The 11,691-nt window shown below is 74.1% G+C and carries 12 protein-coding genes; 4 read left to right on the plus strand and 8 right to left on the minus strand.

What is annotated here, in order from left to right; genetic code table 11:
- Positions 1-121 precede the first annotated feature (121 nt).
- The 3 genes from GA0070564_RS13370 to purN all read right to left on the minus strand — a co-directional run bounded on the left by GA0070564_RS13370 (position 122) and on the right by purN (position 3,028).
- Entirely contained in the window at positions 122-598 is a 477-nt protein-coding gene (locus tag GA0070564_RS13370) for a hypothetical protein (protein ID WP_091608551.1), read from the minus strand.
- A 241-nt stretch (positions 599-839) separates the two neighbouring features.
- The gene (gene purH, locus GA0070564_RS13375; protein WP_091608556.1) at positions 840-2,411 is read right to left on the minus strand and encodes a bifunctional phosphoribosylaminoimidazolecarboxamide formyltransferase/IMP cyclohydrolase; all 1,572 of its coding nucleotides are present in this window, start codon (positions 2,409-2,411) and stop codon (positions 840-842) included.
- Positions 2,408-3,028, minus strand: coding sequence for a phosphoribosylglycinamide formyltransferase (gene purN / locus GA0070564_RS13380; RefSeq protein ID WP_091608561.1), 621 nt, complete (start codon positions 3,026-3,028; stop codon positions 2,408-2,410). Before purN ends, purH begins: the two co-directional genes overlap by 4 nt.
- Before the next feature lie 203 nt (positions 3,029-3,231).
- Between purN and GA0070564_RS13385 the strand changes: the two genes are divergently transcribed.
- Positions 3,232-3,855 carry a DUF4190 domain-containing protein gene (locus GA0070564_RS13385; RefSeq protein WP_091608565.1) on the plus strand — a complete coding sequence of 208 codons (624 nt, stop codon included), beginning with the start codon at positions 3,232-3,234 and terminating at the stop codon, positions 3,853-3,855.
- 75 nt (positions 3,856-3,930) lie between these two features.
- On the opposite strand, the gene GA0070564_RS13390 is transcribed toward GA0070564_RS13385, so the two are convergent.
- Positions 3,931-5,214, minus strand: a complete 1,284-nt coding sequence (locus tag GA0070564_RS13390; RefSeq protein WP_091608570.1) for a cell division protein PerM — start codon at positions 5,212-5,214, stop codon at positions 3,931-3,933.
- Between the two features lie 158 nt (positions 5,215-5,372).
- Here GA0070564_RS13390 and GA0070564_RS13395 point away from each other — a divergent pair, with 158 nt between their 5' ends.
- Complete coding sequence (locus GA0070564_RS13395) at positions 5,373-5,642, plus strand: hypothetical protein (protein ID WP_091608574.1); 270 nt, start codon at positions 5,373-5,375, stop codon at positions 5,640-5,642.
- 149 nt (positions 5,643-5,791) lie between these two features.
- Here the strand turns inward: GA0070564_RS13395 and sucD are convergent, their stop codons facing one another.
- From sucD to icmB, 4 genes are all read right to left on the minus strand, one after another.
- Positions 5,792-6,679, minus strand: a complete 888-nt coding sequence (gene sucD / locus GA0070564_RS13400) for a succinate--CoA ligase subunit alpha (RefSeq protein WP_091608578.1) — start codon at positions 6,677-6,679, stop codon at positions 5,792-5,794.
- Between the two features lie 2 nt (positions 6,680-6,681).
- Positions 6,682-7,860, minus strand: a complete 1,179-nt coding sequence (gene sucC, locus GA0070564_RS13405) for an ADP-forming succinate--CoA ligase subunit beta (protein ID WP_091608580.1) — start codon at positions 7,858-7,860, stop codon at positions 6,682-6,684.
- A 179-nt stretch (positions 7,861-8,039) separates the two neighbouring features.
- Positions 8,040-8,630, minus strand: coding sequence for a hypothetical protein (locus tag GA0070564_RS13410; RefSeq protein WP_091608583.1), 591 nt, complete (start codon positions 8,628-8,630; stop codon positions 8,040-8,042).
- Between the two features lie 447 nt (positions 8,631-9,077).
- Positions 9,078-9,482 carry a coenzyme B12-dependent isobutyryl CoA mutase small subunit gene (gene icmB / locus GA0070564_RS13415; protein WP_091608588.1) on the minus strand — a complete coding sequence of 135 codons (405 nt, stop codon included), beginning with the start codon at positions 9,480-9,482 and terminating at the stop codon, positions 9,078-9,080.
- A gap of 388 nt (positions 9,483-9,870) precedes the next feature.
- On the opposite strand from icmB, the gene GA0070564_RS13420 reads away from it, so the two are divergent.
- Positions 9,871-10,578, plus strand: coding sequence for a M23 family metallopeptidase (locus GA0070564_RS13420; protein WP_091608593.1), 708 nt, complete (start codon positions 9,871-9,873; stop codon positions 10,576-10,578).
- Between the two features lie 273 nt (positions 10,579-10,851).
- Positions 10,852-11,652 carry a M23 family metallopeptidase gene (locus tag GA0070564_RS13425; RefSeq protein WP_091608598.1) on the plus strand — a complete coding sequence of 267 codons (801 nt, stop codon included), beginning with the start codon at positions 10,852-10,854 and terminating at the stop codon, positions 11,650-11,652.
- Positions 11,653-11,691 lie beyond the last annotated feature (39 nt).

Genomic DNA, 11,691 nt, shown 5'->3' on the forward strand with positions numbered 1-11,691 from the left:
CGCCCAGGCCAGGGACCGGGGCCGGTGCGCCGTGCGGCGTGGGCCGGTGCGTCGGCGATCCTCGGACGGCGTGTGCAGCAGCCGGGTGACGGGCGTCGTGGGGTGGGTCGGCGTGGCCCGGTCAGGCGGCGGGTGGGGCCCGGCTGGGCAGCGTGCCGCGGGGCGGCAGCGGGACGGCCGGCGCCCGGTAACGCGGCGCGGCCACGGCGGCGACCGGCGGGCCACCGGCGCACACGGGCGGGCCGAGGAGGGGATCGTCCGGTCCGTCGCCGGTGGCGACGCCGGCGCGGTGGTCACCACAGGGCCCGCCACGCGCACCCTCCCGCAGCTCCGACGGTGCGCCGGGCCGCGCGAGGCGGTCCACGACGGCACGGGGGTCGCCGGTGGCCGGGGTGGTGCGGGATGAGGTGGTGACCGCAGCGTCGACGCGCCGTGCGTCCCCGTCGGGAACGTGCGACGCGTCGTGGACGATCGACCGGTGGGCGGCGGTGACCACCGCGCCGGGCTGATGGGTCTCCGCGCACGCCGGCGCGCCCAGCCCGGCCAGGACGAACGCCAACGCGACGGCGACGGCGCTCAGCCGTTCGAACACGCGCATGGGCGGACCTGCCGGGGGGATCGGGGGGAACCGCTCGGGCCGGCGACCGCACGGGCCGGGGGCGGGAGGCGGCGGCGGGGAGAACGGGGAGGGTCGATCGCTTGCTGCCGCGACCACGCTAGCAACAACATTTGACCCACGGCAACGGCCGGGTCGCCGTACTTTCGGCTGCTCAGGGCCGCCGGCGTCCGCAGTGGAGGAGAAGGCGCGGGACGCCAAGACCGCGTCCCGCGCCGCGACCTCAGTGGAAGAAGTGCCGGGTGCCGGTGAAGTACATCGTCACGCCGGCCTCCTTGCAGGCGGCGATGGTCTCCTCGTCGCGGATCGAACCACCGGGCTGCACGATCGCCGTGACGCCCGCGTCGAGCAGGATCTTCGGCCCGTCGGCGAACGGGAAGAACGCGTCCGAGGCCGCCACCGCGCCCCGGGCCCGGTCGGCGCCGGCCCGGTCGACCGCCAGCCGCGCCGAGTCCACCCGGTTCACCTGGCCCATGCCCACCCCGACCGAGGCGCCGTCCCGCGCGAGCAGGATGGCGTTGCTCTTCACCGCACGGACCGCCCGCCAGGCGAAGACCAGGTCGGCCAGGGTCGCCTCGTCCGCCGCCTCGCCGGCCGCCAGCCGCCAGTTCGCCGGGTCGTCACCCTCGGCGTCGATCCGGTCCCGGGTCTGCACCAGCAGGCCGCCGGTGACCTCCCGCGACTCCACCGGCGGCGGGGCGTACGCGGGGGCGCGCAGCAGCCGGACGTTCTTCTTCGCCCGGAGCACCTCCAGGGCGCCCTCGTCGTACCCGGGGGCCACCACGACCTCGGTGAAGATCTCCGCGACCTGCCGGGCCAACTCCACCGTGACCGGCCGGTTGACCGCGATGACACCACCGAACGCGGAGACCGGGTCGCAGGCGTGCGCCTTGCGGTGCGCCTCGGCCACGTCCGCGCCGACCGCGATGCCGCACGGGTTGGCGTGCTTGATGATCGCCACCGCCGGCTGCCCGGTGAAGTCGTTCGCCGACCGCCAGGCGGCGTCCGCGTCGACGTAGTTGTTGTAGGACATCTCCTTGCCGTGCAGCTGCTCGGCCTGGGCCAGCCCGGCCGGGGCGGCCGGGTCCACGTAGACCGCCGCGCCCTGGTGCGGGTTCTCGCCGTAGCGCAGCACCGCCTGCCGGCGCAGCGCCGAACCGGTGAACCGCGGCCAGGCGTCGCCGTCGGACGCCAGCTCCCGCGCGAACCAGTCGGCGACCGCCACGTCGTACTCGGCGATGTCGGCGAAGGCGCGGGCCGCGAGCGCCCGGCGCTGTGCCAGCGTGAAACCGCCCTCGCCGAGGGCGGCCACCAGCTCCAGGTACGCGGCCGGGTCGGTCACCACGGCCACCGAGGCGTGGTTCTTGGCAGCGGCCCGGACCATCGCCGGCCCACCGATGTCGATCTGCTCGACGCACTCGTCCTGGCTCGCGCCGGAGGCGACGGTGGCCTGGAACGGGTAGAGGTTGGAGACCAGCAGGTCGATCCCGCCGATGCCGTGCTCGTCGAGCTGGGCGGCGTGCGAGTCCTTGCGCAGGTCGGCCAGGAGGCCACCGTGGATCTTCGGGTGCAGCGTCTTCACCCGGCCGTCGAGGATCTCCGGGAAGCCGGTCACCTGCTCCACTGCGGTCACCGGCACGCCGGCCCCGGCAATCGTCGAGGCGGTGCTGCCGGTCGAGACGATCTCCACCCCGGCGGCGTGCAGCGCCCCGGCCAGCTCGACCAGGCCGCTCTTGTCGTAGACGCTGACCAGCGCCCGCCGGATCGGGCGGCGCTCGTCCCCAGTGGCACTCACGGAATGGTGACCTTTCTCCCGGTGATCGTCCAACCTTCACGGACCAGGCGGCCGACCTGCTCGACGAGCTGGCGCCGCTCGGCTTCCTTGATGCGCTCGGTGAGCGCCTCGGTGTCGTCGCCGTCGAGGACCGGCACGGCGACCTGCGCGACGATCGGACCGGTGTCCATCCCCGCGTCGACGAAGAAGAGGGTGGCCCCGGTGACCTTGACGCCGTAGGCCAACGCGTCGCGGGGGCCGTGGATGCCGGGGAACGCCGGCAGCAGGGTGTTGTGCGTGTTCAGGTAGCGGTCGCCGAACGCGCCCAGGAAGTGCGGGCCGACCAGCTTCAGGAAACCGGCGCTGATCACCAGGTCGGGCCGGTGCTCCGCGACGTGGGCGGTCAGCGCCTTGTCCCAGTCCTCGCGGGTCGGGTGGTCCTTCAGCCGGTCCACGAAGGTCGGCACCCCGGCCGCCGCCGCCCGGTCCAGGCCGGCGATGCCGTCCCGGTCCGCGCCGACCGCCACCACGCGGGCGCCGTACCCGGGGTCGGCGGCGGCGTCCAGCAGCGCCTGGAGGTTGCTGCCGGAACCGGAGACGAGGACGACGAGGCGGGCGGCGGACGCGGGCTCGGTCACGCGGCAACCCTATCGGGCTGCCCCGGACGGCCGGCGGACGGGCGGTACGGCACGCCCCGGGGCCTGCGGCGCGGCGTCCGGTGGGTGGGCGGCGCGGTGTTCGTCTCGATCAACGGTCGCGTGGACGCGATACGCTGCCGATCGCTCGGTGTCCGGCGTACGCCCGGCCCGGGGACCGCCGTCGCCAACGAGGAGTACGCCGCATGCAGCCCGGACAGCCCGGACAGGACCCGTACGGCCAGCAGCCCAACCAGGACCCGACCGCCCCCCACTACCCCGCCGACCCGTACGCGCCGCCGCCGCAGGCGCCCTACGGTCAGCAGCCCCCCGCCGGGCAGGACCCGTACGCCCCGCCGCCGCAGGCCCCGTACGGCCAGCCCTACGGCCAGCAGCCCACCTCGGGCCAGCCGTACGGCCAGCCGACCTCCGGGCAGCCCTACGGCCAGCCCACCTCAGGTCAGCCCTACGGCCAGCAGCAGCCCTACCAGGACCCGTACGCCCAGCAGCAGCCGCCGTTCGGCGCGCCGTCCTACCCGGGCGCCGGCTACCCGCAGCCGCAGGCGCAGAACAACACCCTCGGTCTGGTGTCGATGATCCTCGGCATCGCCGCGATCCCGATGCTCTGCTGCGTCTACCTGGGCATCCCGATCGGCATCGCCGCGGTGATCACCGGTTACCTGGGTCAGCAGAAGGTCGCCCAGGGCGTGGCCAACAACGGTGGCCAGGCCAAGGCGGGCATCATCTGCGGCGCCATCGCGGCGGTCCTCGGCATCGTGCTGCTCATCCTGGCGGTGGCCGGCGGCCTGAAGATGCCGACCAACCCCTGATCCACCGGCCCTCCGAAGGGGCGTCCCGGCCACGGCCGGGGCGCCCCTTCGCCCTCTCCGGCACCCGCGTGCTGGTCAGCGGGGCGCGGGGCGGGGGGCCAGCACCTTGGCGGCGGCCGCGCCGAGCAGCGCGCCCCCCGCGACCACGGCCGTCGCCACCGCCGCCACCTGCCACGGCACCGGGCCCACCTGGGCCAGCCGGCCACCGCCGACCGGCCCGCCCGAGGCCGCCGCGGCGGCGCCGAGGAGCAGCCCGGCCACCGGGCCGGCGAGCGCCGCCGGCCCGACCAGCGCCCGCCAGCCCACCTCGACCCGACGCTCGGCGGCGTCCCGCAGCAGCCGGCGGCCGAGCAGCCAACCGGCGGCCATGGCGGCCAGCACCGGGACGGCGAGCAGCGCCGCGCCCACCCCGTCGACCGGGCCGCGCGGCAGCCCGGCCAGCAGGGGTACGGCCGGCAGCGCGCCGAGGGAGACCTCGCTGGTGCGTACGGCCGTGTCGACGCCGACGGCGAAGCCCGGCCCGAGCAGGTAGCTGGCCGACCAGATCGCGGCGTTCGGCGCGTAGGCGAGGCTGACCAGGGTGATCCCCGCCTGACCGGCCACCCCGGTCCGGTACGCGCCGATCATGTCCGCGGCGTCCCCGCCCCCGGTGGCCACGGCCAGCCCGGCCGCGCCGGCGCCCGCCCCGAGCAGCAGCAGCACGGCGACCACGCCGGCGCGGGCGCCGTGGGCCAGCCACCCCGGCGTCGCCCGGCCCAGCAGGGCGCCGACGCCGGTGGTGCCCAGCGCGCCGAGCAGCGCGCCCGGCACGCCGGCGGCCAGGCAGGTGAGCCCGGCCCGGAGCGGGGAGACGTGCGTGCCGGCGATCCCGACCAGCAGGGCGGCCAGGGCCCCGACCAGGGCGTACGCGATCCCGACCGCGCCGGCCACGGTGAGCGCCGCCCGGGGTGACCGGCCACCGCGGGCGCCGACGGCCCGGCTGGCGTGCACGCCGGCCCGGCTGAGCCGCCAGAGGCTGAGCCCGGTGAGCGCCAGCGGGCTGAGCCCGAGCGGGCCGGCGGCGGTCTCCAGCGGGACGCCGTGACCGAGCAGCCAACCCGCTCCCCCGGCGCCGAGCGCGCCCCACAGGGATCCGGTGTCGTCGCCGAGCCGCACCAGGGCCAGCACCACGACCACCGGCAGCCAGCCGGTGAGGGCGGCCCAGAGCGCCGCGACACCGGCGGCGACGGGTAGCGGCGCCCGGCTGCGGGGCGGCTCGCCGGCCCGCGGCGCGGGCACCCTCGGGCCCGCGCCGGGACGACCGGGCGGCCGGGTGCCGGCGCTGGGGCGGCGCGGCTGGTCAGGGGTGACGGAGGACATCGCGTCTACTCTGGCATGCCGGACGGGCCGGAGCAGTCCGGTACCGCCCCCGACCGGCGGCGAGTTCCGTGATCCACGGATCCGGCCCCCCGATCCGGTCTAGCCTCGGGCCAGGGACGCGACCTTCCCGTCGCGGCACCGACCGCTCGGAGGAAGCTGTGAACGCTCCGTATCCGCCGCCACCACCGCCGCCGGCCGCGGGCCGGGACCGCACCACCCTGTGGGGGGTCCTCGGCATCGTGCTCGGGCTGATCTGCTGCGGCATCCTGGGCATCGTCTTCGGCTACCTGTCGATCCGGGACGCCCGACGCTTCGGGAAGTCCCCGCTGCTCGGCTGGCTGGCCATCGCGGCCGGGGTGCTCAACATCATCATCAGCCTGGTGGTCCGGGCCCGGGGCAGCTACTACTACCCGTACTGGTACCGCTGAGAAGCCCGAGGGGGCCGACCGGTGACCGGTCGACCCCCTCGGCTCGTCGACGGGCCGCTGCGCGGCCCGTGGTGATCCCCCGGCCGCCGGAACGGCCGATGGAGATCCAGCCGGCCGCTCAGCGGCCGACCGTGATCCAGTCCGGCCGCTCAGCGGCCCGACATGATCTCCCGCATCAGCTTGGCGGTCTCGGTCGGCGTCTTGCCGACCTTGACGCCGACCGCCTCCAGCGCCTCCTTCTTCGCGTCGGCGGTGCCCGCCGAGCCGGAGATGATGGCGCCGGCGTGACCCATGGTCTTGCCGGGCGGCGCGGTGAAGCCGGCGATGTAGCCGACCACCGGCTTGGTGACGTTGGCCTTGATGAACTCGGCGGCCCGCTCCTCGGCGTCGCCGCCGATCTCGCCGATCATCACGATCGCGTCGGTCTCCGGGTCGGCCTCGAACGCGGCGAGGGCGTCGATGTGGGTGGTCCCGATGATCGGGTCACCGCCGATGCCCACGCAGGTGGAGAAGCCGATGTCGCGCAGCTCGTACATCATCTGGTAGGTCAGCGTGCCGCTCTTGCTGACCAGGCCGATCCGGCCGGAGCCGGTGATGTCGGCCGGGATGATGCCGGCGTTGGACGCGCCCGGCGAGGCGATGCCCGGGCAGTTCGGGCCGATGATCCGGGTCTGCTCACCCTTGGCGACGTTGTACGCCCAGAACGCGGCGGTGTCGTGCACCGGCACGCCCTCGGTGATCACCACGGCCAGGTCGATGCCGGCGTCGATCGCCTCGACGACGGCGCCCTTGGTGAACTGCGGCGGCACGAAGATGACCGTCACGTCCGCCCCGGTGGACTTCATCGCGTCCGCGACGGAGGCGAAGACCGGCAGCTCGGTGCCGTCGAAGTCGACTGTGGTGCCGGCCTTGCGCGGGTTCACGCCGCCGACCACGTTGGTGCCCGCGGCGAGCATCCGCTTGGTGTGCTTCGAACCCTCGGAGCCGGTCATGCCCTGCACGATGACCTTGGAGTCCTTGGTCAGCCAGATAGCCATTGTCAGACCCCCGCAGCTGCCAGCTCGGCGGCCCGCTCGGCCGCGCCGTCCATGGTGTCGACCCGCTGGATGAGCGGGTTGTTCGCGTCGTCGAGGATCGCCCGGCCGGCCTCGGCGTTGTTGCCGTCGAGGCGGACGACGAGCGGCTTGGTGACCTCCTCGCCGCGCTGCTTGAGCAGGTCGAGCGCCTGCACGATGCCGTTGGCGACGGCGTCGCAGGCGGTGATCCCGCCGAAGACGTTGACGAAGACGCTCTTCACCGCCGGGTCGGAGAGGACGATCTCCAGGCCGTTGGCCATCACCGCGGCGCTCGCGCCACCGCCGATGTCGAGGAAGTTGGCCGGCTTGACGCCACCGTGTCGCTCGCCCGCGTACGCGACCACGTCGAGGGTCGACATGACCAGACCCGCGCCGTTGCCGATGATGCCGACCTCGCCGTCGAGCTTGACGTAGTTGAGGTCCTTGGACTTGGCGGCCTGCTCCAGCGGGTCCACCGACGCCTGGTCGACCAGGGCCTCGTGGTCCGGGTGCCGGAAGCCGGCGTTCTCGTCCAGGGTGATCTTGGCGTCGAGCAGCAGCAGCTTGCCGTCGCCCGTCTTGGCCAGCGGGTTCACCTCGACCAGCGTGGCGTCCTCGGCGACGAAGGCCTTCCACAGGCCCACCGCGACGTCGACGACCTGGTCGGCGACCTCGGCCGGGAAGTTCGCGGCGGTCACGATCTCGCGGGCCTTCGCCTCGTCCACGCCCTTGACGGCGTCGATCGGGGCCTTGACCACCTTGTCGGGGGTCTCCGCGGCGACCTGCTCGATGTCCATGCCGCCGGCGACGCTGGCGATGCAGAGGAAGGTGCGGTTCGCCCGGTCGAGCAGGTACGAGAAGTAGTACTCCTCGGCCACGTCCGCGGTCACGGTGATCATGACCTTGTGGACGGTGTGGCCCTTGATGTCCATGCCGAGGATGTCGGTGGACCGGGCCACCGTCTCCTCCGCGCCCTCGGCCAGCTTGACGCCGCCGGCCTTACCGCGGCCACCGACCTTCACCTGCGCCTTGACGACCACTCGACCGCCGAGGCGTTCGGCGATCGCGCGGGCCTCCTCCGGGGTAGTGGCGACGCCGCCGGCCAGCACGGGCAAACCGTGCCGCTCGAACAGGTCCCGCCCCTGGTACTCGTACAGGTCCACGATTGCGCGTCCCGTCCCGTCTCCGCGGCGCGCCGTCGCGCCGCCACCAGCGTTGAGATAACAGTTTGACGCCTGTCATCAGATGAGACAGGTCATTTGCCGCAGCCTAACGAGACGGGGACCGGCGGCAACCGAGCGGGTGCGGGGTGTGCGGTAATGCACAGCCACCGGAGGTCTGGTCAGTCGATCGGAGCGCGTCCGCGGGCGTACCGGCGCAGGGCGGCCACCACCTCCGGCGTCGACCGGTCGGTGTGGCGCAGCCGGGCGGTGAACCCGGGGTGCGGCGGTGCGCCCCGCCCCGCCGGCCCGGGCGAGTACGCGTCCAGCCAGGCGAGTACGCCCAATCGGCGGAACAGGCCGCGGTCCCGGGGTTCGACGCAGAGCACCCGCTCACCGCCGTACCAGCGCAGGTGCACCAGGGCGACCTCCGACCAGGGCAACCGGACCGCCCGGCCGCGGAAGACGCGGGCCCGGACCCAGAGTCCGTCCGGTCCGGCCGCGAGGGTCGGGGTGTCCGGGTTCGACAGCCAGAACAGCAGCGCCAGCAGCAGGCAGCAACCGGCGACCGTGGCGGCGAGCGGGCCGAGGGCGGGGCCCTGTGGCCCGCCGACGACCGCACCGGCACCGGCGAGCCCGGCCGGCGGTGCCGCGAGCAGGGTCGCGGCCCGGACGGCCCGAGGACGGACGTCGGGGCGCACCACGAAGGGCTGGCCCGCCGGGATCCGGCGGGCGACGGCGACGTCCGGGACGGGCGACGGTGGGCTGGTCACGACGGCCTCCGGGTGCGGGACGGGTGGGACCGACCTCCGCAGGATAGAACCGTACGTCAATGTCTGGTGACCCGTCGTCACCGCGCCGTGGTGACGGACCCGCCGCCCGCAGGCGCCCGCCCGCTCGGGCCCGTCCGTCAAGAGGGGGCACCGCTACAACGCGAGGCGTCGAGACGGGGCCCCTCCTTGCACCCGGTGGGCACCCGTTCGGGGGACGGGCGCAGAGTTCCGGGGCGGGTGCGTAACCCCCGCCGAGGGGCGTCGTTGAGTGTGATGTCGGAGCGCTGATGCAGCGCGAGGGCGGGAGCGGCCGATGCCCTGTCGGTCGAGGGGTGGCGGCGGGGCATCGTGCATAGAAGGGCCGGGCGTGTGAGGGGTGCGTCCGGCCCTTCTCCCTGCCCAAAAACCGACGGCCGCCGCCGGCTCAGCCGCGGCAGGTTCCGCCGGTCAGGCGACGGCCTGGGCCACGTTCGCCCGGACCCACTCGACGATCGACCGGGTGGTGGCGCCCGGCGTGAAGATCTTGGCGACGCCGAGCTGCTGGAGCTCGGGGATGTCGGCCTCGGGGATGATGCCCCCGCCGAAGACCACGATGTCCCGCGCGTCGCGCTCACCGAGCAGCTCGAGCACCCGGCGGAAGAGCGTCATGTGCGCGCCGGAGAGGACGGAGAGGCCGACCGCGTCGGCGTCCTCCTGGATCGCGGTCTCCACGATCTGCTCCGGGGTCTGGTGCAGGCCGGTGTAGATGACCTCCATGCCGGCGTCCCGCAGGGCGCGCGCGACCACCTTGGCGCCCCGGTCGTGGCCGTCCAGGCCCGGCTTCGCGACGACGACCCGGATACGAGAGCTCATCAGCGCACTACCTTTCACGGGCTCCGCGACTCTTCACCTGAACGAACGGTAACCCGCCAGGCCCGGGCCGGGAAATCGGGGCTGCGTCACTACCGTGGCAACCCCCGGACGCGAAGCCGGACAGCTCCGCCGTTCGGTCACTCTGGGCGACGAACGGGCAGTATCGGGGACGGCCATCCGGCGGCCCAAGCTATGACAATGCCGGACGGAAATGGACAGAAAGAAACACCGGTTCGGCGCTTCCGCTTGTGACCGGGGCAGGGGTTGGCTAACGTGTCCACGGTTGTCATCAGGTCCACGGACGGGTGACGACGCGGCCCCGGACGTTCGGCAGAACTTCACCGAACGGCCGGACGTCGCATCGGATCCCCGACAACGGAGGGTGTGCGTGCGCCAGCGCCTGTCGTCTGAGCCCGATAGATATCGCGGTCGCCGCCGCGTACCCACCCCACCGCGGAGCCGCTACGCCGCCGTCGTCACCACCGCCTTCGTCGGCGCCGGTGTCGTCGCGCTGGGCGCCGGCGCCCTGCCCGACGCCAAGAGCGTCAGCCCGTCGGTCCTCGACGAGCTCAAGCAGGCCTCGGTCACCAGTCAGGACGCGGCCGACCGCGCCGACTCCGCCGACCGGGCCAACCGTTCCTCCCGGGACAGTGAGGCCAGCCGGGAGGAGGTCTGGCTCCTCCCGCTCCAGGGCTACGACTTCAACTCGCCCTACGGCATGCGCTGGGGCAAGCTGCACAGCGGCATCGACCTGGTCGCCCCGGAGGGCACCCCGTTCGTCGCCATCCACGAGGGCAAGGTCACCAAGGCCGGCTGGTTCGGCGGCTACGGCTACGCGGTGATCGTCCAGCACGCCGACGGCAGCGAGGCGATCTACGGCCACTCCTCCCAGGTGACCGTGCGGGAGGGCCAGCAGGTCAAGGCCGGAGACCAGCTCGGCCTGGTGGGCAACACCGGCCACTCCTACGGCTCCCACCTGCACCTGGAGATCCACGTCAAGGGCCAGCCGCTGGACCCGGTGCCGTGGCTCGCCCAGCGCGGAGTGGACATCAAGCTCCAGGTGGAGGCAATCTACAGCGAGGTAGCCGCGTCCTGACGCTGCGTACCGCCCGTTGACCGCCCGGATCGATCGATCCGGGCGGTTTTTCGTGGCCGGCACCGGCTGGATGTCTGCCGGGTCACAGCCCGGGATGTGGCCAGGACCACCGCCCTGCGTGATCACTTATCCAGCCCAACGGGCCAGAGCGGCACGAATCGGACCTGAGGGCAACCGTTTCCTCAGCTTCGCCCCGGGACCCCTACCCGCCGGTCACCTTTCGCACACCAGTATTTGCGGGGTCAAGTGCCCCGAGAATCTGCGAAGGTCCCCGTGCAGGAAGACAGCAACAACCGCAACACCCGGATCGCCCCCGTCCGCCACCGGCTTCGGCGGCGCGGCGGACGGGGCCTGCTCGTCGGCGCGGTCGCCCTGGTCGCCGTGGGCGTCACCGGGGTCTCGGCCGCCACCCTGAGCCGCCACGACGCCCCGGAACCCGCCGCGGTCTCGCTGGACGCCCAGGCCCGCGCCGAGGCCGCCGCCCGGGCCGACCGGTCCACCCGCGAGTCCGCCGCGCCGGCCAGCCCGTCCGCGACCACCGCACCGAGCCCGACCGCCACCACCGCCAGCCCCTCCCCGCGGCCCACCCGTACCGCCAGCACGAAGCCCCGGACCGAGCCGAAGCCCAGGACGACGGCCAGGCCCGCCGCCAAGCGCACGGTGAAGCCCAAGCCCAGCTGGGTCGCCCCGATGAGGGGCGCCGAGATCACCTCCTGCTACGGGCAGCGGTGGGGCACCCTGCACGCCGGCATCGACTTCGCGATGCCCGCCGGCACCCCGATCCACGCCGCCGCCGCCGGCACCGTGGTCAAGGCCGGCGACGCCGGCGACGGGTACGGCAACTCGGTCTTCATCGACCACGGCAACGGCTACCTGACCCACTACGCGCACCAGAGCAGCCTCGAGGTGAGCGTGGGCGACAAGGTCGCCGCCGGTGAGGTGATCGGCTACGAGGGGGCCACCGGCGACGCCACCGGCCCGCACCTGCACTTCGAGGTGCACCAGGGCCAGATGTGGAACCAGATCGACCCGGCGCCGTTCCTGCGCGCCCGGGGCATCGACGTGGCCTGCTGACCGCCCGGACAGCACAGGGCCCGGCCGCCGGCGGTTCGC

Source organism: Micromonospora mirobrigensis, from assembly GCF_900091555.1.
Lineage (GTDB): Bacteria > Actinomycetota > Actinomycetes > Mycobacteriales > Micromonosporaceae > Micromonospora > Micromonospora mirobrigensis.